We start from the raw sequence: 20,097 nt of genomic DNA on the forward strand, positions 1-20,097 counted from the left end.
ACCAACGTCCAACCGGCCGGCCCCGCCGTGCCACCCCAGATCTAGGAGAATCCGTGACCACCTTGCGACTGGCCATCGTCGGCGCCGGACCGGCCGGCATCTATGCCGCCGACATCCTCGCGAAGGCCGAGAAGGCCTTCGACGTCTCGATCGACCTCTTCGAGCAACTGCCGGCCCCCTACGGTCTCGTGCGGTACGGCGTGGCCCCCGACCACCCGCGCATCAAGGGCATCGTCAACGCGCTGCGCGACGTGCTCGACAGCGGCGACATCCGGGTCTTCGGCAACGTCCGCTACGGCGTCGACATCGGCCTCGACGACCTGCGCAAGCACTACAACGCGGTGATCTTCTCGACCGGCGCCATCAAGGACGCCGACCTCGACATCCCCGGCATCGACCTCGAGGGCAGCTACGGCGCCGCCGACTTCGTCAGTTGGTTCGACGGTCACCCGGACTTCCCCCGCACCTGGCCGCTCGACGCGTCGTCGGTCGCCGTCGTCGGTGTCGGCAACGTGGCGCTCGACGTCTCGCGCATCCTGGCGAAGCACGCCGACGACCTGCTGCCCACCGAGATCCCCGACAACGTCTACGAAGGTCTCAAGCGGTCGTCCGTCACCGACGTGCACGTCTTCGGACGCCGCGGTCCGGCGCAGGTCAAGTTCACGCCCCTCGAGCTGCGAGAACTCGGCGAGGTGCGCGACGTCGACATGATCGTCTACGACGAGGACTTCGACCACGACGAGGCGTCCAAGACGGCCATCGCGACCAACAAGCAGGTCTTCGTCATCGACAAGGTGCTGAACCAGTGGCGTCAACGCGAGGTCGGCACGGCCTCGCGCCGCCTGCACCTGCACTTCTACGCCAGACCCGTCGAGGTCGTCGGCGACGCCGACGGTCGTGTCGCGGCCTTCCGGTACGAGCGGACCCGTCCCGACGGGCAGGGTGGCGTCGAGGGCACGGGCGAACTGCGTGACGTCCCCATCCAGGCGATCTACCGGGCGGTCGGCTACTTCGGTTCGCCGCTCGACGGCATCCCCTTCGACGAGCGTCGCGGCGTCATCCCGAACCACGAGGGCCAGGTGATGGACGACGACAACCAGATCGTCCCCGGCGTCTACGCCACCGGGTGGATCAAGCGCGGGCCGGTGGGCCTCATCGGGCACACCAAGAGCGATGCGATGGAGACCGTCAAGCACCTCATCAACGACCAGGCCAGCTGGTGGCAGCCCGAGGACCCGTCCGACGAGGCCGTCCCCGCCCTGCTCGAGCAGCGCGGCGTCGAGTACACCGACCTCGACGGCTGGCACCGCCTCGACGAGCACGAGGTCGCCCTCGGTGGCTCGCACGAGCACGAGCGCGCCCGGGTCAAGGTCGTCGAGCGTGACGAGATGGTGCGCGTCTCGCGTGCCGTCGAAGCGGAGTCGACGCCGGCCTGACCTCCCCGGTCACCGGAAGCGCGCCTCCTCGGCTCCCGCCCACGTCGGAGCCGAGGAGGCGCGCTGTCGTCACCGACCGCGGTGGTCGTCGGTAAGGTGGTCGTCATGGCAGACAGTTCCTTCGACGTGGTCAGCAAGGTCGACAAGATGGAGGCGGACAACGCCCTCCATCAGGCGCAGAAAGAGATCGAGCAGCGCTACGACTTCAAGGGCGTCGGCGCGTCGGTCGACTGGAGCGGCGAGAAGCTGTTGCTCAAGGCCGGCACCGAAGAACGTGTCAAAGCGGTGCTCGACGTCCTCGAGTCGAAGTTCATCAAGCGCAGCATCAGCCTCAAACACCTCGACGTGGGCGAACCGTTCGCCAGCGGCAAGGAGTACCGCATCGAGGCGTCGCTGAAGCAGGGCATCGAGCAGGACGCGGCGAAGAAGATCGGCAAGATCATCCGCGACGAGGCCCCCAAGAGCGTCAAGAGCCAGATCCAGGGCGACGAGCTCCGCGTGCAGTCCAAGAGCCGTGACGACCTGCAGGCGACCATGGCGCTGTTGAAGAAGGCCGACCTCGACGTCGACCTGCAGTTCGTCAACTTCCGCTAGTCCCTCGCGGCTCACGGCTCAGAGGTAGTGCCCATGGTCGAACCCGCGTGGGTCGCGCCGACGATCGCCGTGATCGGCATCGTGCTCGACATAGCGATCCGGGTGTTCGCGATCGTCTACGTCCCGATCAACCGTCGGCCGCAGACGGCCACCGCCTGGTTGCTCGCGATCTTCTTGATCCCGTACGTCGGGTTCGTCCTCTTCCTGCTGATCGGCAGCACCAAGCTGCCCGCCCGGCGTCGTGAGAAGCAGAGCGAGATCAACAAGTACATCATCGAGACGACCGAGGGCATCGAGCGCGTCAAGCGTGACCACCCGTGGCCGGCCTGGCTCGACTCGGTGGTCGAACTCAATCGCACCCTCGGTGCCATGCCCCTCGTCGGCGGCAACACCGGCGAGATGCACACCGACTACGACGAATCGATGGCGGCCATGGTCGAGGCCGTCGACGGGGCCCATCGGTACGTCCACGCCGAGTTCTACATCACGAGCCTCGACCGGACGACCGAGCCGTTCTTCCTGGCGCTCGAGAACGCCCGTCGTCGGGGTGTGACGGTCCGTGTGCTGATGGACCACATCGCCAGTCGGGGGTACCCGGGCTATCGCAAGGCACGGCGCCGGTTGGACGCGATGGGTGTGCAGTGGCAGCTCATGCTGCCCGTGCTGCCGTTGCGGGGCAAGTACCAGCGGCCCGACCTGCGCAATCACCGCAAGCTGCTCGTGGTCGACGGTCGCGTGGCCTTCACGGGCTCGCAGAACATGGTCGACAAGACCTACCAGAAGCGCAAGAACAGGCGACGTGGCCTCGAGTGGAAGGACTTCATGGTCCGTTTCGAGGGCCCGATCGTCGCCGGCATCAACGCCCTGTTCGTCACCGACTGGTACAGCGAGACCGACGAGTTGTTGCTGCGCGAGACCGACCCCGTGCATACGGCCGACCGGCTCGAGACGATCGACTGCCAGGTGGTGCCGAGCGGGCCGGGCTTCGACGGCGAGAACAACCTGCGGCTGTTCAACTCGCTGCTCTACAGCGCACAAGAGCGCATCATCATCACGAGCCCTTACTTCGTGCCCGACGAGTCGATGCTCTACGCCGTCACGACGGCGGCCCAGCGGGGGCTCGAGGTGCAGCTCTTCGTCAGCGAGATCGGTGACCAGCCGGTGGTCTACCACGCGCAACGGTCCTACTACGAGGCCCTGCTGAGGTCAGGGGTCCGCATCTTCCTCTACCGCTCGCCCACGGTGCTGCACGCCAAGCACTTCTCGATCGACGACGAGGTCGCCGTCATCGGTTCGAGCAACATGGACATGCGATCCTTCAGCCTCAACCTCGAGATATCGATCATGGTCCGTGGTCGCGAGTTCGTCGACCGGCTGCGCGACGTCGAGCAGACCTACCGCGACTCGAGCCGCGAGCTGTTCCTGGACGACTGGCTCGCCCGACCCTTCCGCTCGAAGGTGCTCGACAACGTCGCCCGCCTGACCTCCGCCGTGCAGTAGCGCCCGTCCCGCCCCCGTGTGCAAATCGCGACAAATTCGTCGTGACACGCCGACAGGTTGTGGTTCGACGCGGCAGGCGGCTGGGTTTTGTCGGGTTCGGCCCGCCTGTCGTGGCGTGTGTGGTCGGGTTCGGCTCGGCCCGATCTGCCACGTCACCGATCGGACGGCGGGCGACGGACGTCGGACCGCGGACGGCAGGCGGCACGGCATGCCGCGTGGTGCGGGGAGAGAGATCCCCGTCTAGCGACCGAGCGTCGTTCGGACGGCTTTGAGCACCGAGGGCCAGTCGAAGAGGACCTGCGCGTACGTCACCTCGAGCACCACGAAGCCGAGACCCGTGATGCGGATGGTCCGTTCGCGATCACGGTCGTATGCGGCCGGCGAGGAGTGGTGCTCCTTGCTCACGCATTCGAGAACGAACCAGCCGTCGACGAGCAGGTCGACGCGTGTGTGGTCGTCGACCCATACCTGTGGCTCGGCTCGGATGCCGTCACGAGCCAGAAGGAGGCGCGCGATCGACTCGGTCCCGGACTCCGCTCTCGCGTCGATCGATGTCACGAGTCCGCGGGCCGAGCGTCTCGTCGCCAGCAGATGGCATACCTGGTCGAGGTCGGGTCGCTGCATCGGTGAGAGTCGGAGAGCCGAGTCGACTATGGCGGCCGCATGCTCTGCCGGTTCGTGGAGCAGGACCTGGGCCGCTGCTCTACTGGGGGACGCCAGCAAGCGTTCCGTCCGCCGGTCGAACCGCGACAGGTCACGGAGGACGAGCACGTCGTCCCGGTCGCGATCGAGTCGGGCGCCGGCGTCGTCCGGGTCCCTGAGGTCGCGAGCATTGTGGTCGACGGAGACGACCAGCCGTGGTCTCGGTGGGACCCACGCGCCTCGGTGCGCGAGCGACGAGGCTCCTGCCAACGCGCCTCCTACCCGTGCCGCCCGGATGACGTCGGCCGGCAGATCGAGGAGCCCGTACAGCCCATGCCGGATGCGGACGATCTCGCCCGCGCGCCATGAGGTCTCCACCTGGCGTCGCGTCAGGCCGGTCGCGAGCAGCTCACGCCGATGGGCGACCGAGCCGAGGCGCCGAACGGTGGCCGGGACGATGCGAGTCATCTCCGCAGTGTGGTGATGACGGCGCGACCGGGGGGTTGACGGACGACTGGGTGTGGAAGCCCATGACGTCGAGCTCGGTGTGGGGGAGGCGAAGGTCGGCGTCCGCCGGGTCGCGGGACGGACACGGGCCGAACCCGACCTCCTGAGCCGCCCATGGGGTGCCGAACCCGACCGCCGGGTCGCGGAACCGCTCGTCGAACCATCGAACATCGGCGTGTCGGACGCGGGTTGTCGCGATTTGCACGGTGGGGCGGGGTGGGACGGGGTGTGGTCGTGAGGGGGCTCGCGAGGCTGTATATTTGACTGGTGCCTCCGGTCGGTGATCACACGGGCTGGGCGTGCATGGCAAGTTACCCAAGCGGCCAAAGGGATCTGACTGTAAATCAGCCGGCGTAGCCTTCGGGGGTTCGAATCCCTCACTTGCCACGGTTGCCCCTCAAGAACGGACTCGCTCGTCGAGTCCGTTCTTGCGTTACCGGGCACCTCACCCCCAGGAGGACCCGTGCCCGCCATCCCCACCCCCGCCGAGTTGCTCGAGATCGCGGCGGGTGTCGCGCGTGAGGCCGCCGAGCTGGCGGCTCGTCGTCGGGCCGAGGGGGTCGAGGTCGCCGACACGAAGAGCAGTGCCGTGGACGTCGTGACGCACACCGACCGGGAGGTCGAGACGTTCGTGCGTCGACGTCTGGCCGAGCTGCGTCCCGGTGACGGCTTCTTCGGCGAAGAGGGTGACCCCGACGACTCGACGACGGGTCTCACCTGGGTCGTCGACCCCATCGACGGCACCGTCAACTTCGTCTACGGCATCCCGCAGTGGGCCGTCAGCATCGCCGTCGTCGAGGGTGGCCCCGACCCGCTCACCTGGCGGGCCCTCGCCGCGGTCGTCGCGAACCCGACGTCGGGTGAGACGTTCACCGCGTCGGTGGATCGCGGTGCGTGGCTGAACGGACGTCGCCTCTCGGTGAACGCGCCGGCCTCCCTCGAACTGTCCCTGCTCGCGACCGGGTTCTCGTACGGCGCGGCCCGTCGCGTCGAGCACGCGGAGGCGCTGGTCCGGGTGGTCGGGCGCGTCCGCGACCTGAGGCGCATGGGGGCCGCCTCGCTCGACCTCTGCGCCGTCGCCTCAGGGCGCGTCGACGCCTACGTCGAGCGTGGGCTCAAGCCCTGGGACCACGCGGCCGGCGCCCTCGTGGCCGCCGAGGCCGGCGCCGTCGTCCGGGGGGAGCTCGGCGAGGCCCCGAGCGAGTCGCTGACCTTCGTCGTGGCCCCGACCATCGCCGACGACCTCGCCGCCCTGGTGCTCGAGGCCGGGATCTGACGGCGCACCTCGCCCCGGGCGCCGCGTCGCGGGCACGTCGCCCGTGTCGTCGTGCCGTGTCGTCGTGCCGTGTGTCGAGCGGGCGTGTCCGCCGTGACACCCGAACGCGGGTAGCCATTCGTTCATCGACCGGCTACCCTTGTGAGGTCGTTACTGATCCGTGATCACCGAGTGACGCGCTCCTCGCCGGCTCCTCCCGAAGGCCTGTGCCGAGACCGTGTCACGATCACCAGTGGCGGCCGTGAAGACGACGGTGCACCCACCGTCTGATCCCGAGCACCCCGAGGACCCATCACACGTGACGAAGTACCAGCAGATCGCCGAGCCAGACGGCGACGGAACCCCGTCGCGTCACGCCACCGACGAACTCACGGGCACCGGATCGCAGAGCGCCGCTCCTATCGTTCCCGTCGTGGCCGACGCACCCGTTTACCTCACACGCCGTGAAGCCCGCGAGGCCGAGCGTCGCGCGGCCGCCGAGTCCGCTCTCTCGACGCCTCCCGCCGTGTCGGCATCGCCGGCCGCATCGGTCGCTCCGGCCGTCGCCGAGCCCGTGCTCGTGACCGAGGCCGCGACCCTGGCGAGCGAGCCCGTCTCGCCGAGGCGTGCTGCTCGACTCACCGCCGCGTCCGGTGTTCGTCCCGGCGAGGCGCGTCGCGTCAAGACGGCCCGAACGCAGCGTCCCGCGCCGCGTCGCGAGACCTCGGCCGGCGCCCCTCGCACCGCCGGAGCGACGTTCCGTCGCACCACCAAGCGCGTCACCGTCGTCGGGGCCATGCTCTTCGCCGGGTCGATGCTCGTGGCCACGTCGGTGCCCGCCAACGCCTTCTTCGTCGACACCCCCACGCAGACGGCCGCGAAGAAGGCCTCCGACTCGCAGAGCTACACGGCCGCCGCGCCCACGACGGACGGTACGGCCGGCATCGCACGCGACGGCTACTCGGTCACCGAGATGAGGGCCGTCTCCGAGTACGCCTCGACGAGCGCCAGCACGTTCTCGAACGACGTCGACGGCACGGTCCAGTGGCCGTTCCAGACCGGTGTCCCGATCAGCAGCGGCTTCGGCGCTCGCCAGGTCGCCAACTGTGGCTTCTGCTCGACGTTCCACCAGGGTCTCGACTTCGTCCCCGGTGCGGGGTCGCCGATCCAGTCCATCGCCGACGGAGTCGTCAGCAAGGTCGACGGTCCGTCCGGCGCGTTGGGCAACAACGTATGGATCGACCACGTCGTCAACGGCCAGAAGGTCACCAGCGTCTACGCGCACATGCAGACCGGCTCGGTCGAGGTCCGTGAGGGCGAGACCGTCACGGTCGGCACCATCATCGGCAAGGTCGGCAGCACGGGCAACAGCACCGGTGCCCACCTGCACTTCGAGATCGTGATCGGCGGCGTTCCCGTCGACCCCTACCCCTGGCTCGAGGCGAACACGAACTGAGCGGCTGCCTGCGTACGCGGTCCGCACGAGAAGAGCCCCACCTGCTGACAGGTGGGGCTCTTCTGCCGTCCGGCCCGCCTACGCCGTGGCCGCGAGCCAGACCGTCGCGTTGGGGGGCAGTGCCGGTCCGTCGACGACCATCGTGGCCAGCAGCACCTCGGCCACGGGCAGTTCGACGGGGACCTCACCCATGTTGGTCACGACCGTGACGCCCTGGTTGCGGAACGCCACGACGTCGGGCCCGAAGCCGTCGAGCCAGGTCAGCGTGCCCGCGCCGAGCTCGTGGTCGGCACGGAGCCTCAGCGCGCGCGTGTAGAGCTCGAGCGTCGACCCCGCCACGCCCCGCTGTTCGTCGCGGGCATACGTCGACCAGTCGGCGGGCTGAGGCAACCAGGAGGCGCCGGTCGCGTTGAACCCGAAGGCCGGCTCGGTCGCGGACCAGGGCAACGGCACGCGGCAGCCGTCCCGGCCGTACCGCTCCCCGCCGGTGCGGAACCACGTGGGGTCCTGGCGGGACTCGTCGGGCAGGTCGATGGCTTCGGGCAGCCCCAGTTCTTCGCCTTGGTAGATGTAGGCGCTGCCGGGCAAGGCGAGCATGAGCGTGGACGCGGCACGGGCACGCGCCAGGCCGAGCTCGGGGACGGGAAGCCCCTCGCTCGCCGGGCCGATGCCGTGCCCCTGCGGGTTCTCGGCCGTGAGGGCGAGGCGGCTGGCGTGCCGGACGACGTCGTGATTGCTCAGCACCCAGGTGCTCGGCGCCCCGACGCTCGAGAAGGTCTCGATCGAGGCGTCCACGACCTGCCGGACGGCCGGCGCCGACCAGCCGGTCTCGAGGTAGGCGAAGTTGAAGGCCTGGTGCATCTCGTCGGGGCGCACCCAGTCGGCGAGACGCGAGAGCGGTTCGACCCAGGCCTCGGCGACGAGCACCCGGTCGCCCGGGTACCCGGCGAGAACGGCGTTCCATTCGCGGTAGATCTCGTGCACGCCCTCTTGGCCCCAGTAGGGCGGGGGAGCGGACTCGCCCTGACCGCCACCCATGCTGCCGGAATCGGCGGGGGGTGTGTAGTCGGGAAGGCCCTCGGCCTTGATCATGCCGTGGGCGACGTCGACCCGGAACCCGTCGACGCCACGGTCGAGCCAGAAGCGCAGCACGTCGACGAACTCGTCGCGCACGCGGCGGTTCGTCCAGTCGAGGTCGGGCTGGGACGAGTCGAACAGGTGCAGGTACCACTGACCCGGTCGACCGTCGGCCTCGGTGACGCGCGACCAGGCCGGGCCGCCGAAGATCGACTGCCAGTTGTTCGGCGGAAGGTCCCCGTCCGGGCCGCGGCCGTCACGGAAGAGGTACCGACCGCGAGCGGGTGACCCCGGGGCGGAGGCGAGGGCCTCGCGGAACCACGCGTGGTCGCTCGAGGTGTGGTTCGGCACGACGTCGACGATGACGCGGAGGCCCAGCTCGGTGGCCCGGGCGCGCAGGGCGTCGAAGTCGGCCAGGGTGCCGAACAGCGGATCGACGTCGCGGTAGTCGGCGACGTCGTAGCCCGCGTCGCGCTGCGGCGAGGTGTAGAAGGGCGACAGCCAGACGGCGTCGACGCCGAGCTCGCCGAGGGCGTCGAGACGCGAGGTGATGCCGGGCAGGTCGCCGACGCCGTCGCCGTCGTGATCGGCGAACGAGCGCGGGTAGACCTGGTAGATGACGGCGGTGCGCCACCAGTCGCCGCCTCGTCCGACGGTCGTCGCGGTGCCCTCGAGGGGGGCGGTCGGGGTCAGCGTGTCGGTCTCGGCCGGATCTCGTGTGGACATGGGGCCACGATACGGCAGGCCCCCGACGCGGCATCGGCTACGGTTCTGGTCAGAGCACCCTGGGCGCGAGCTCCTGGGGGTACGAGCACCCGCGACACGATTGGCACGACCCTGAACCCTGCGACCGACCTCGTGACGGCCGACCTGCCCGCCGGCACCCGGCCGTTCCCCCTCGCGCTCGGGACCAACGTCTTCGGCTGGACGGTCGGAGCGCCCACCGCCCTCGAGGTGCTCGACCTCTTCGCCGACGACGGCGGTCGCGTCGTCGACACGGCCGACGTCTACTCGGCGTGGCTGCCGGGCAACTCTGGTGGCGAGTCCGAGGCGATCATCGGTCGCTGGCTCGCCCGGCCGGGCAATCGCGACCGCGTCGTCCTGAGCACCAAATGCGGTCAGCATCCCGATGCGCCGGGCCTGTCCCGCGCCAGCATCCGCACCGCGGTCGAGGCGTCACTGCGGCGGCTGCGCACCGATCACGTGGACTTCTACTTCACGCACTTCGACGACGACGAGACGCCGCTCGACGAGACCGTGGGCGCGCTCAGCGAGCTCGTCGACGAAGGCAAGATCCTCTGCGCCGGGGCGTCCAACTACACGGGGGCTCGCCTCCGCCAGGCCCTCGCCATCGCCGACCGCGACGGCCTGCACCCGTTCCGGGTGGTCCAGGTCGCGTACAACCTGGTGCGTCGGGGCGAGTACGAGGGCGACGTCGCGGCGATCGTCGACCACTACGGCCTCGCGGTGCTGCCGCACTCGTCCCTGGCGAGCGGTTTCCTCACGGGCAAGTACCGTCATGAGGCGGGTCGGGGCGATTCCCCCCGGGGCAGTCGGGCGCTCAGTTACGTCACCCCCCAGAACCAGGGCACCCTCGAGGTCGTCGTCGAGATCGCCGAGCGGCTCGACGTCGAGCCGGGCGCCGTCGCCGTCGCCTGGCTGGCCTCGCGCGACAACGTCATCGGGGCGCTGGGCAGCGCCCGCACCCCGCGACAGCTCGAGGGTCTCCTCGACGCCGCCCGGGTCGAGTTGACCGACGGCGACCTGGCGTCGCTCGAGGCCGTCTCGCGCCCGCTCGACTGACGGGCGACGAGCTCAGCGACCGGCGTCGTCCGGCTGTTCCGTGCGCCGCGGTCCGGGCCCCAGCGGAACGATCGTCTTCGTGCTCGGGTCCCAGCGCCGCAGCCGAGACAGCACGACCGGACGGCTCGCCGGGGCATCGGCCTCGGCGAGGGCGACGAGGGCCCGCGCCACCTGGTCGGGCGTGAGGCGTGACGCGAGCGTCACGTGGGGGGTCCACCGACCGGGGGTGGTGTGCGGGACGTCTCCCGCGCCTCCCAGGCTCTCGTGCACACGGGCGTGCAGGGCCAGCAGCTCGCTCGTCACGACCACGGGTCGCACCAGCACGAGCCCGCGCGGCGGGGCACCGAAGAGCGACAGCCCGCCGAGCTCGGCCGGCAGGGGCAGGGCCGCCGACAGGGGCAGGAGGCGCGGGTCGGCGTCCGGGTCGAGGCCCGGTCGTGCCACCAGGGTGACGTGAGGCGCGTTCGACGTCCCGGCGTGGTCGCCCTGCGACGGGAGACCCGCCGCGGACAGGACGCGCCATTCGTCACGGACGGCCGCGTCCGAGGCCGGGTCGAGCAGGAGTTCGAGGCTGTGCACCCGTCGATCCTGCCCTGGGCGGGGCCCGACGGGCCGGGTCGTCGCGTGGCGTCAGCACCCCGTTCGCTCTGCTACCCTTGTCTGGTGCCAATCGGCAGCGGCCCCGGTCGCTCGTCTGGTGGTCACGCCCCGATAGCTCAGTGGTAGAGCACTTCCATGGTAAGGAAGGGGTCGTCAGTTCAATCCTGACTCGGGGCTCTGGCTGTCTCGGTCCCGTCCCGGTGTGATGCCGGCAGGGCCCGCAGCTTGCGGCGGGGTAGCTCAGTTGGTTAGAGCACACGGCTCATAATCGTGGTGTCGCGGGTTCAAGTCCCGCCCTCGCTACCGCAGGCCCGAATCTCTCACGAGTTCGGGCCTTCGTCGGCGGTCGCCGCAGACCGTGGGGTGCTCGTCGTCCGGCGGTGGGTCGGGTGCCGGTACGCCGCCTCCAGGTGCCGGGCCTACGATGAGGCATGGCCGTGAGCATCCGCAGCATCGGCACCGCGGTGCCCCCGACCATCATCCGACAAGACGACGTCCGTGAGATCTTCGCGACGCAGCCCGGCCTCGGTCGCCTCGGGCAGCGCATCGTCGGCGCCGCGTTCGGGGCTTCGGCCATCGAGACCCGGCACACCGTCGTCGACGAGCTCGACCGCCGGCCGCGCGAGGGCGATCCGACGTTCTACGACGCCGGGTCGAACGAGATCCTGCGACCCGGCACGGGCGCCCGCAACCAGGTGTACGTCGACCGGTCGCCCGAGCTCTTCCTGGCCGCCGCCCGTGCCGCCCTCGAGGGTGCGCCCGACCTGGGCCCCGACGACGTCACGCACGTCATCAGCGTGTCGTGCACCGGGTTCTTCGCGCCCGGGCCCGACTACCTGCTCGTGCGGGGTCTCGGGTTGTCGCCGTCGACCCGGCGTCACCACCTCGGCTTCATGGGCTGTTACGGGGCCTTCCCCGCCCTCGCGGCGGCCCGGGACTTCTGCCTCGCCGACCCGGACGCGGTCGTGCTCGTCGTCTGCGCCGAACTCTGCACGCTGCACCTGCGGAGCTCCGACGACCCCGACTCGATCGTGGCCTCGTCCGTGTTCGCCGACGGAGCGGCCGCCGCGGTGGTGACCGCCCGTCCGGCACCGTCGGGTTCCGTGGTGCTCGACCTCGACGTGCTCGAGACGGTCCTCACCCCGGTCGGCGAGACCGACATGGCGTGGACCATCGGCGACCTGGGCTTCGACATGGTGCTGAGCAGCTACGTGCCGCAGATCATCGAGCTGCACATCGACTCGGCCCTGGCGCCGCTCCTCGAGGCCGGCGGCGTCGGCGTGGGTGACGTCGACCTCTGGGCCGTGCACCCGGGCGGGCGCAGCATCCTCGACCGGGTGCAACAACAACTCGGGCTCACCGACGCCCAGCTCGCGCCCTCGCGCGGGGTGCTGCGCGACTACGGCAACATGTCGAGCGCGACCGTCCTCTTCATCCTCGGCGAACTGCTCTCCGGACCCGCCGCCGCACCCCGACGTGTGGGCGCCATGGCGTTCGGCCCCGGGTTGACCGTCGAGACCGCGCTGATGACGCGACGCGCGGTCTCGTGAGCACGACCCGCGCCTCCTCGGCTCCGTCGATCGCGGCGCGGCCGCCCTGGTGGCCCGACCTGTCGCGACGGGGTGTCGACCTCGTCGAGCTGATGGACGACCCGGGGTGCGACCTCGGGCTCCTGAACGCCACCTACCGGGCGTTCCCCGTCGTGAACGGTCTCGTCGCGGGGTGGCGTCGGGTGTACCTCCGCCGCCTGCGCCCGCTGCTGTCGGCGGAGAGCATGACGCGGCTGCTCGACGTCGGGTCGGGCGGCGGCGACCTGGCCCGGGCGATGGCGGGCTGGGCGCGTGGCGACGGTCTGCTGCTCGAGGTGGTGGCCGTCGACCCCGACGAGCGGGCCCACGACTTCGCGGCGTCGCGTCCCGCTCCGGCCGGTGTGGAGTTCCGACGGGCGTCGAGCGCAGAGCTCGTCGCGGCCGGTGAGACCTTCGACGTGGTCGTGTCGAACCACGTTCTGCACCACCTCGACGACCGGTCCCGGGAGGCCTTTCTCGACGACAGCGCCCGACTGGCCACGCGTCTCGTGCTCCACGCCGACATCGAGCGGGCCCGCGGGGCGTACCTCGCCTACCGGGCGTCGACCTGGCCGTGGCGGACCCGCTCGTTCGTCCACGTCGACGGGCTGCTGTCGATCCGTCGCAGCTTCACGCCGGCGGAGCTGATCGACGTGGCCCCCCGCGGCTGGCGCGTCGTGCGGCAGTGGCCGTTCCGCCTGCTGCTCGTCCGCGAGGTGGGCGCCGGCCCCGTCGACGCCCCCGGAGGCGGTGGCCGTGCGGACGCATGACGTCCTGATCGTGGGCGGCGGACCGGTCGGCGTGATGCTCGCCGCGGCGCTGGCCGACCGTGGCCTCGACGCCGTCGTCTGGGAGGCGCGGGTCGACGATCCGGCGCACTCTCGCGCCCTCGGCGTGCACCCGCCCTCGATGGACCTTTTCGACCGTCTCGGGCTCGCGGACGAGCTGCTGGCCGACGCCGTCCGCATCAGACGCGGGATCGCCCGGCGGGGCACCCGGACGGTCGGCGTCGTGCCGTTCGACCGGGCGTCGTCCCGGTGGCCGTTCGTCGTCGCCGTGCCGCAGGACCGCACCGAGGCCGTGTTGCGAGCGGGGCTCGCGGCGCGGCGGGACGACGCGTTGCGCCGGGGCGTGCGGTTCGTCGGGCTCGAGCAACGCGACGAGGACGTGGTCGTCCGGGGGGCCGACGACGAGGGCCCGGTGGTCGTCGCCGCCCGGTTCGTCGTCGGGGCCGACGGCACGCGCAGCGCCGTCCGTGCCGCCCTGGGCGTCGACACCAGGGCGCTTGACCTGCCCGACCGCTACGTGATGGGTGACTTCACGGACGCCACAGACCACGGGTCCGACGCCGTGATCCACCTGGAGCGCACCGGGGTGGTCGAATCGTTCCCCCTGCCCGCCGGGCGACGTCGGTTCGTGGTGCACGCCGGTTCGGCGCGCGGGCCGGCCGCCACCGTGACCGCGGACGACGTGGCCGGGCTCGTGTCCGACCGCACCGGGTCGCCCGTCGACCCGACGACCTCGACCATGACGAGCGCGTTCGGCGTCCGGCGCCGACTGGCCACCCGGACGGTCGTCGGCCGCGTCGTGCTGATCGGTGACGCCGCCCACGAGATCAGCCCCATCGGGGGCCAGGGCATGAACCTCGGCTGGCTCGACGGACACGCGCTCGAGGCCGTGCTCGCGGCGGCGGTGAAGCGGAGGGGTGGCCGGGTGCTCGAGCCGACGGCCTTCGGTCGGTTCGAGGCCGACCGTGCTCATGCCGCGGTCCGCGCCGCCCGTCAGGCCGAGTGGAACACCGCGCTCGGCCGGCCCGTCGGCGGGGGTACCGCCCGGGCCCGTGACCTGGCGCTCGCGGCCGTTCTCCGTGCGCCGAGCCGACACCTGCTCGCCTCGGTCTACGCGATGCGCTGGGCCTGAGGGCCCCGCGCCGTCCGCCCGGCGTGACGCGACGCCACCCGTGTGCGACGCGACTTCGTGTCACGCCGTCAGGCGACGATCGTGCCGCCGCTGAGGGCCAGCTGCACCACGAGCAGCACGGCCGCGACCATGATCAACCGGAAGAGGGTGCGGTCGACGCGCCCCGCGATCACGAGCCGCACGCCGACGAGGGCGATGCCGAGCGTCACGACGGTGCCGACCACCGCCGCGACGAGGCCGGGTGTCGACGCGTCGCCGCCGAGCTGCCCCGAGAGCAACAGGACCGCCGCGACGGCCAACGCGGCGAAGGCCGTGACGCCCGAGCGGGTGCGCCCGAGGCGGTGCGGCAGCCCCGCGATGCCGGTCCGGGCGTCGTCCTCGAGGTCGGGCAGCACGTTGGTGAAGTGGATCGCGACACCGAAGACGGCTCCGACCGCCACGGCCCAGGCGGCGGGCGGTGCGGGCGGGGCGGCGGCGAGGGTGGCGACCGCGGGGAGGAGGCCGAAGCTCACGACGAACGGCACGACGGAGGCCGGCGTGCGCTTGAGTCCCAGGTCGTAGGCCCACCCCGATGCCACGAGCACGAGGTGCGCCGTACCGGCCGCCGGCCCCAGCGCGTACGACGGCACGAGCATCAGCGCCGCGGAGGCGACCGCGGCGGTACGGACGGCCGCCACGCTCACGCGGCCCTGGGCGACCGGCTTGTCGGTCCGGCCCACGGCACGGTCGCGTCCGGCGTCGAGCCAGTCGTTGGCGAAACCGATCGAGGCCTGACCGAGCAGGACCGCGAGGGCGAGCAGCACGAGTCGATCGAGGGGCAGCCCCGAGGAGGCGCCCAGCACGACCGCGAGCAGGGTCACCACGACCGTCGGCCCCGGATGGGTCGAGCCCAGCAGGGCGGTGACCCGGGCAGCCAGCGTGTCGGGCCGCCGGGTGCCGTGAGGCGTGCCGCGAGACGTGCCGTGAGGCCCGGGGGAGGTCATCCGCTCACCCTAGACGGCGACGGCGGGCGGCCCGGATGCCGGGCTGGGTCGCGCTGGGCCCGACGCGGAGAGGTGCACCCGAGTCGGGGGAGGACTCGGGTGCACCTTGTCGCACCCTCGGCGCTCGAGGTGCAGGTGGATCAGTACCGGCACGCGCCCGATGAGGGTGCCCACGTCGAGTTACCATCCCAGACGTGCCTGGAGTGTACGACGGCGCCGGGTGGATGGGAAGGGGCCCGGCGCCGGTCTTCGCGGATCGGCCCGGGCCCCGTCGGGCGGTGGGGCGTCAGGCGCCTCGGCCGGTCTTCTGCTGCAGACGGTCGATGTGCTCGCTGGCCTCGGCCTTGGTCATGTCGGCGGGCAGCTCTTCGCCGGCCTCGCGGGCCAGGGTGTCGAGGTAGCTCTTCTGCGGGCCGGTGATCGGCTCGTCGCCGGTGACCCAGTCGTCGGGGTCCTTCGAGGCCGTGCTGCCGGCGTCGGGCCGTGCGCCGCCGAGGGTCTCGCCGTGTGCGGGCGACGAGTTCTCGTCGCGGGCCGTGGCGGCCTGGTCGGTCTGCTCGGTGGTCGTCGTGTCGGTGGTCGTCGTCTCGTCGGACTCGGCCGCTGCCGGGTCGACGGGGGTGATGTCGGGGTCGATGTTCGCGTCGCTCATGCCGTGACCGTACGCCGTGCCCCCGACACCGGGCCGGGTGTCGTACCCCGCTGGTTAGACTCGTCCGCGTGTCCGTGAACCCTGATCTGCAAGGGCGGGTCTTCCCGCCGGCTCCCTCCTACCTGGTGGGTCGAGAGAAGGTGCGCGAGTTCGCCCGTGCCACCGGCTCGACGAGCCCCTTGTCGCTCGACGTCGAGGCGGCCCGCGCGGCCGGCCACGCGGACGTCGTCGCCCCGCCGACCTTCGCCGTCGTCGTGCAAGAGGCGACCCTCGCCCAACTGCTCGCCGAGCCCGACGCGGGCATCGACTTCTCGCGCGTCGTCCACGGCGAGCAGCGCTTCTCGCTCTCGCGACCCATCGTCGCGGGCGATCAGCTCACGGCGACCCTGACCGTCACGAGCGTCAAGACCCTGGGGGGCAACGCGATGGTCACGGCCTCCTCCGACATGCGCGACGTCGACGGGCAGCACGTGGTCACGGCCGTGTCGACGCTCGTCGTCCGCGGCGACGACGGCGCAGCCGCATGAGCGCGCTCGAGGTCGGCCAGGTCGTGGCCGAGAAGACGTACCCCCTGACACGCGACTCGCTGGTGCGGTACGCGGGCGCCTCGGGTGACTTCAACCCCATCCACTACCGCGACGACGTGGCGGCCGAGGTCGGGCTGCCCGGCGTCCTGGCCCACGGCATGCTGACGATGGGTACCGCCGTGCAGCCCGTCGTCGAGTGGCTCGAGGGTGCGGGCGACGACGCCGGCGTGCTCGGCTGGGTGTCCGACTACCAGGTGCGCTTCACGCGCCCCGTCGTGGTCGACGCCGCCGCCGGCGCCGAGATCGCCGTCGTCGCGAAGGTCGGCAAGCTCGACGACGAGGCGGGCACGGCGCGCATCGACCTGACCGTCACGGCGGGTGGCCAGACCGTGCTCGGCAAGGCCCAGGTCGTGGTGACGCTGGCGTGACGACCTTCGCCGAGCTCACGACGATGCAGGTGGGTGGCGAACCCGCCCGCCTGGTCGAGGCGACGACGACGGACGGGCTGCTGGCGGCCGTCCGCGAGGCGTCACTCGGCGACGATCCCTGGTTCGTGCTGGGCGGCGGGTCGAACACGGTCGCCTCCGACGAGCCCTTCGAGGGCACAGTCGTCCGCGTGGCCACCCGCGGTGTCGAGCGCGTGGACGCCGAGGGCGACCGCGTCCACGTGCGCGTCGCCGCCGGCGAGCCCTGGGACGACCTCGTGGCGTACACGGTCGAGCAGGGGTGGTCGGGGCTCGAGGCGCTCAGCGGCATCCCCGGCTCCACGGGCGCCTCGCCGATCCAGAACATCGGGGCCTACGGTCAAGAGGTCGCATCGACCCTCGTGGCCGTCGACTTCCTCGACGACGACTCGGGTGAATTCGTCCGCATCCCGGCGGCCAACCTCGACCTGGGCTACCGCACGAGCGTGTTCAAGAAGGGGCGGCGGGGGGTCGTCACGGCGGTCGAGTTCGCCCTGTCCGACGACGGAGGCGCGAGCGAGCAGGTCGCGTACCCGCAGCTCGCGAAGGCCCTCGGTGTCGAGCTCGGGTCTCGTGTCTCGGTGGCCGACGTGCGGTCGAGCGTGCTCGCCCTGCGGGCGGCGAAGGGCATGGTGCTCGACCCCGACGACCGCGACACCGCGTCGAGCGGCTCGTTCTTCACGAACCCCGTCGTGTCGCGGGCCGACGCGTCGAGCCTGCCTGCCGACGCCCCGCGCTGGCCGACCGGTCCCGAGCCCGAGCGTCGCGTCGTGCCACTCGGCGAAGAACCGGCCGCCCCGGCTCCACGAGCACCGGCCGAGGTCAAGCTCAGTGCGGCCTGGCTCATCGAGCACGCCGGTGTCGCCAAGGGCTTCCGTCTGCCCGGCTCGCGAGCCGCCGTCTCATCCAAGCACACCCTGGCCCTCACCAACCGCGGTGGTGCGACGGGCGACGAGGTCGCCGAGCTCGCCCGCTACGTGCAACACCGCGTGCAGTCCGAGTTCGGGGTGCTGTTGCACCCCGAGCCGGTCCTTCTCGGCCTCTCGCTCTGAGGCCGAGGCCCGCTCGACACTGCGTCTCGGGCACGGCATCGCGACCGGTCGGGGTGCGGTGCACGAGACGCGGTGCGGTGGCGGCCGTCAGACTCGCGGCAGAAGTCCGCGCTCGAGCGCCAGTGTGACGGCGCGCGTCCGGTCGTTCACCCCGAGCTTCTCGAAGACGTGCAGCAGGTGTGTCTTGACCGTCGCCTCGCCGACGAAGAGCCGACGTCCGATCTCGCGGTTCGAACACCCCTCGGCCACGAGGGCGAGCACCTCGGTCTCGCGAGGGCTCAACGGGCTCGCGGGGCGGACGGAGCCGCCACCGGTCCGAGCACGACCGACGAGTCGGGCGGCCATCGCAGGGGCCAGGGCCACCTGCCCCGCGACCACGGCTCGCAGGCCGGCCAGGAGCTCGTCCTCGGGCGAGGCCTTGAGCAGGTAGCCGCTCGCTCCGACCTCGATCGCTCGAAGGATGCTGTCGTCCGACTCGTAGGTGGTGAGGACGACGACGCGGGTGGACGGGTGTCGCGCCAGGACGGCCTCCGTCGCGCCGACCCCGTCGAGGCCCGGCATCCGGAGGTCCATCACGATCAGGTCGGGTCCGAGCGACTCCGCGAGGGCGACGGCCTCGTGGCCGTCGCTCGCCTGGCCGACGACGGCGAAGTCGTCGGTCGTCGCGAGCAGCGCGGCGATGCCCTGTCGCACGATCGGGTGGTCGTCGGCCACGAGGGTGCGGTGGACGGACGACGTCACCGGCGTCGTCCGGGCGTCGGTCGGGGCCGTGCCCTCGCCGGTCGCCGGGACGGTCACGGGGTCACCGCCACGAGCAGTGGCACGCGTGCGGCGACGGTCGTGCCGCCGACCCCCGATGCGAGCTCGAGACGGCCGCCCGACAGCTCGAGCCGCTCGCGCAGTCCGTCGAGACCGAAGCCGGTCGACGCGACGGTCGGGTCGAACCCGGTGCCGTCGTCGGTCACGACCAGCACGGCCGAGCCACCCGAGGTCGTGAGCGCCACCCGCGCCGCCGTCGAGGCGCTGTGCTTGCGGACGTTGGCCAGCGCCTCCTGGGTGCACCGCACCAGTACGACCTGCAGGTCGCGGGGGAGCGCGACCTCGGCCGCGTGGACCGTCACCTCGATGCCGCTCTCGCGCTCGAACCGCTCGCCGAGGCGACGCAGGGCCGCTGCGACGTCGGTGCCGGCCGGGCCGGACGACGCGGTCGCCGCGACGAGGGTGCGGGCCTCGGTCAGAGCCTCTCGGGCAGCGGCCTCGATCACGTCGAGCCGCTCGAGGGTCGTTGCGACGTCCCCGGAGGCGAGGGCGCCCCGGGTCTGCTGGGTGAGCATGACGACCCCGGTCAGGCTCTGGGCGATCGTGTCGTGGATCTCGCGGGCCAGCCGCTCGCGTTCGGCGCTCGTGCCGGCGTCGCGATGGCGGGCGGCGAGCTCGGCCTGGGCTTCGCGCAACTCGTCGAGCAGGCGGCCGCGCTCGGCGCCGACGCGGGCGATGGTGGTGATCCACAGCCCGAGCGCGATGCTGAAGACGAGCGAGAGGCCCTCGCTGGTGGCGGCGGTCGCGACGGCCTCGGCAGACCAGCCGAGGCTGACGACGAACCCGACCGAGATGGCGAGGCAGAGCGCGACGTTGGCCACGATCGCGGAGCGGGGAGTCGGCAGCAGGGTCCAGAGCAACGGCATGAGGAAGGCCTGGACGACGGCGAGCTCGGGGGTGGCCCCGACGGCGACGCCACCGACGACCACGAGGGCGACCACGGCCCCGACGGCCTGGAGCGACACGAGGCCGTCGTCGCGACGGACGACGGGCCGGGCGAGACCGAACCAGACGAGCAGCAGCGATCCGACGGCGACGAACGAGGCCGTGACGCGTCCGCTCGAGGACGTCGTCGCCAGCACCACCAGCACCACCACCGTGCTGACGAGGCCGGCGTCCCACCAGCGCATCGAGATCGCGGTGCCCGACCCGGTGGGCGCCTCGGCCGGGGACCGGTCTCGGGGTTCGTCCATGCCGATCACGCTAGCGGCCGTCGTCGGACGGCGGGGGACCGGTGATCGT

Annotated in this window: 18 protein-coding genes, 3 tRNA genes and 1 pseudogene; 15 read left to right on the forward strand and 7 right to left on the reverse strand. The window is 71.7% G+C overall.

The features are described 5' to 3' along the window. Positions 1-53: 53 nt before the first annotated feature. The 3 genes from EDF50_RS06350 (at position 54) to cls (ending at position 3,530) form a co-directional block, all read left to right on the forward strand. A complete protein-coding gene (locus tag EDF50_RS06350) occupies positions 54-1,436 on the forward strand; it encodes an FAD-dependent oxidoreductase (RefSeq protein WP_123518722.1) in 1,383 nt (460 codons plus the stop codon). A 105-nt stretch (positions 1,437-1,541) separates the two neighbouring features. Beyond that, a complete protein-coding gene (locus EDF50_RS06355) occupies positions 1,542-2,030 on the forward strand; it encodes a YajQ family cyclic di-GMP-binding protein (protein WP_055971279.1) in 489 nt (162 codons plus the stop codon). A 33-nt stretch (positions 2,031-2,063) separates the two neighbouring features. Then, the gene (gene cls / locus EDF50_RS06360; protein ID WP_123518723.1) at positions 2,064-3,530 is read left to right on the forward strand and encodes a cardiolipin synthase; all 1,467 of its coding nucleotides are present in this window, start codon (positions 2,064-2,066) and stop codon (positions 3,528-3,530) included. Positions 3,531-3,770: 240 nt separating this feature from the next. On the opposite strand, the gene EDF50_RS06365 is transcribed toward cls, so the two are convergent. Then, positions 3,771-4,640 carry an endonuclease domain-containing protein gene (locus tag EDF50_RS06365; protein WP_123518724.1) on the reverse strand — a complete coding sequence of 290 codons (870 nt, stop codon included), beginning with the start codon at positions 4,638-4,640 and terminating at the stop codon, positions 3,771-3,773. Between the two features lie 344 nt (positions 4,641-4,984). Here EDF50_RS06365 and EDF50_RS06375 point away from each other — a divergent pair. The 3 genes from EDF50_RS06375 (at position 4,985) to EDF50_RS06385 (ending at position 7,390) form a co-directional block, all read left to right on the forward strand. Beyond that, positions 4,985-5,066, forward strand: a tRNA-Tyr gene (locus tag EDF50_RS06375). An 85-nt stretch (positions 5,067-5,151) separates the two neighbouring features. After that, positions 5,152-5,955 (forward strand): inositol monophosphatase family protein, encoded by an 804-nt coding sequence (locus EDF50_RS06380; protein WP_123518983.1) that lies wholly within the window; start codon positions 5,152-5,154, stop codon positions 5,953-5,955. A gap of 298 nt (positions 5,956-6,253) precedes the next feature. Beyond that, the gene (locus EDF50_RS06385) at positions 6,254-7,390 is read left to right on the forward strand and encodes a M23 family metallopeptidase (RefSeq protein ID WP_123518726.1); all 1,137 of its coding nucleotides are present in this window, start codon (positions 6,254-6,256) and stop codon (positions 7,388-7,390) included. A gap of 78 nt (positions 7,391-7,468) precedes the next feature. On the opposite strand, the gene EDF50_RS06390 is transcribed toward EDF50_RS06385, so the two are convergent. After that, positions 7,469-9,193, reverse strand: coding sequence for a glycoside hydrolase family 13 protein (locus tag EDF50_RS06390; protein ID WP_123518727.1), 1,725 nt, complete (start codon positions 9,191-9,193; stop codon positions 7,469-7,471). A gap of 132 nt (positions 9,194-9,325) precedes the next feature. Between EDF50_RS06390 and EDF50_RS06395 the strand changes: the two genes are divergently transcribed. Next, complete coding sequence (locus tag EDF50_RS06395; protein WP_123518728.1) at positions 9,326-10,270, forward strand: aldo/keto reductase; 945 nt, start codon at positions 9,326-9,328, stop codon at positions 10,268-10,270. Positions 10,271-10,282: 12 nt separating this feature from the next. Here EDF50_RS06395 and EDF50_RS06400 read toward each other — a convergent pair whose 3' ends face one another. Next, on the reverse strand, positions 10,283-10,849 hold the full coding sequence (locus tag EDF50_RS06400) for a 2'-5' RNA ligase family protein (RefSeq protein ID WP_123518729.1): 567 nt from the start codon (positions 10,847-10,849) through the stop codon (positions 10,283-10,285). Between the two features lie 126 nt (positions 10,850-10,975). Here EDF50_RS06400 and EDF50_RS06405 point away from each other — a divergent pair. From EDF50_RS06405 to EDF50_RS06425, 5 genes are all read left to right on the forward strand, one after another. Then, positions 10,976-11,047, forward strand: a tRNA-Thr gene (locus tag EDF50_RS06405). A 52-nt stretch (positions 11,048-11,099) separates the two neighbouring features. Beyond that, a tRNA-Met gene (locus tag EDF50_RS06410) sits at positions 11,100-11,173 on the forward strand. A gap of 128 nt (positions 11,174-11,301) precedes the next feature. Then, on the forward strand, positions 11,302-12,420 hold the full coding sequence (locus EDF50_RS06415) for a type III polyketide synthase (RefSeq protein WP_123518730.1): 1,119 nt from the start codon (positions 11,302-11,304) through the stop codon (positions 12,418-12,420). Next, positions 12,417-13,208, forward strand: coding sequence for a class I SAM-dependent methyltransferase (locus EDF50_RS06420; RefSeq protein WP_233570381.1), 792 nt, complete (start codon positions 12,417-12,419; stop codon positions 13,206-13,208). Before EDF50_RS06415 ends, EDF50_RS06420 begins: the two co-directional genes overlap by 4 nt. After that, the gene (locus EDF50_RS06425; RefSeq protein WP_123518985.1) at positions 13,195-14,358 is read left to right on the forward strand and encodes an NAD(P)/FAD-dependent oxidoreductase; all 1,164 of its coding nucleotides are present in this window, start codon (positions 13,195-13,197) and stop codon (positions 14,356-14,358) included. The genes EDF50_RS06420 and EDF50_RS06425 overlap by 14 nt, the downstream gene beginning before the upstream one ends. A 68-nt stretch (positions 14,359-14,426) precedes the next feature. Here EDF50_RS06425 and EDF50_RS06430 read toward each other — a convergent pair whose 3' ends face one another. Both EDF50_RS06430 and EDF50_RS16935 read right to left on the reverse strand, forming a co-directional pair. Beyond that, a complete protein-coding gene (locus EDF50_RS06430; protein WP_233570425.1) occupies positions 14,427-15,275 on the reverse strand; it encodes a UbiA family prenyltransferase in 849 nt (282 codons plus the stop codon). Between the two features lie 352 nt (positions 15,276-15,627). Continuing rightward, positions 15,628-15,843: pseudogene (locus EDF50_RS16935) on the reverse strand (DUF3072 domain-containing protein); the annotation flags it as partial. A 218-nt stretch (positions 15,844-16,061) separates the two neighbouring features. On the opposite strand from EDF50_RS16935, the gene EDF50_RS06440 reads away from it, so the two are divergent. The 3 genes from EDF50_RS06440 to EDF50_RS06450 are packed head-to-tail and all read left to right on the forward strand — an operon-like array spanning position 16,062 to position 18,036. Continuing rightward, on the forward strand, positions 16,062-16,520 hold the full coding sequence (locus EDF50_RS06440) for a MaoC family dehydratase N-terminal domain-containing protein (RefSeq protein WP_123518733.1): 459 nt from the start codon (positions 16,062-16,064) through the stop codon (positions 16,518-16,520). Next, on the forward strand, positions 16,517-16,948 hold the full coding sequence (locus tag EDF50_RS06445; protein ID WP_123518734.1) for a MaoC/PaaZ C-terminal domain-containing protein: 432 nt from the start codon (positions 16,517-16,519) through the stop codon (positions 16,946-16,948). Before EDF50_RS06440 ends, EDF50_RS06445 begins: the two co-directional genes overlap by 4 nt. Further along, on the forward strand, positions 16,945-18,036 hold the full coding sequence (locus EDF50_RS06450; protein WP_255410048.1) for a UDP-N-acetylmuramate dehydrogenase: 1,092 nt from the start codon (positions 16,945-16,947) through the stop codon (positions 18,034-18,036). Before EDF50_RS06445 ends, EDF50_RS06450 begins: the two co-directional genes overlap by 4 nt. Positions 18,037-18,123: 87 nt before the next feature. Here the strand turns inward: EDF50_RS06450 and EDF50_RS06455 are convergent, their stop codons facing one another. Then, positions 18,124-18,777 carry a response regulator transcription factor gene (locus EDF50_RS06455; RefSeq protein ID WP_123518987.1) on the reverse strand — a complete coding sequence of 218 codons (654 nt, stop codon included), beginning with the start codon at positions 18,775-18,777 and terminating at the stop codon, positions 18,124-18,126. 53 nt (positions 18,778-18,830) lie between these two features. Continuing rightward, positions 18,831-20,048, reverse strand: coding sequence for a sensor histidine kinase (locus tag EDF50_RS06460; RefSeq protein ID WP_148076773.1), 1,218 nt, complete (start codon positions 20,046-20,048; stop codon positions 18,831-18,833). Positions 20,049-20,097 lie beyond the last annotated feature (49 nt).

The sequence above is a fragment of the Frigoribacterium sp. PhB24 genome (assembly GCF_003755185.1).
In the GTDB taxonomy this organism is placed as follows: Bacteria; Actinomycetota; Actinomycetes; order Actinomycetales; family Microbacteriaceae; genus Frigoribacterium.

Bases quoted from the DNA above. Each gene is read 5' to 3' on its own strand.
- EDF50_RS06355 (WP_055971279.1), top strand. From the start codon at position 1,542: ATGGCAGACAGTTCCTTCGACGTGGTCAGCAAGGTCGACAAGATGGAG.
- cls (WP_123518723.1), top strand. From the start codon at position 2,064: ATGGTCGAACCCGCGTGGGTCGCGCCGACGATCGCCGTGATCGGCATC.
- EDF50_RS06365 (WP_123518724.1), bottom strand. From the start codon at position 4,640: ATGACTCGCATCGTCCCGGCCACCGTTCGGCGCCTCGGCTCGGTCGCC.
- EDF50_RS06390 (WP_123518727.1), bottom strand. From the start codon at position 9,193: ATGTCCACACGAGATCCGGCCGAGACCGACACGCTGACCCCGACCGCC.
- EDF50_RS06415 (WP_123518730.1), top strand. From the start codon at position 11,302: ATGGCCGTGAGCATCCGCAGCATCGGCACCGCGGTGCCCCCGACCATC.
- EDF50_RS06445 (WP_123518734.1), top strand. From the start codon at position 16,517: ATGAGCGCGCTCGAGGTCGGCCAGGTCGTGGCCGAGAAGACGTACCCC.
- EDF50_RS06460 (WP_148076773.1), bottom strand. From the start codon at position 20,048: ATGGACGAACCCCGAGACCGGTCCCCGGCCGAGGCGCCCACCGGGTCG.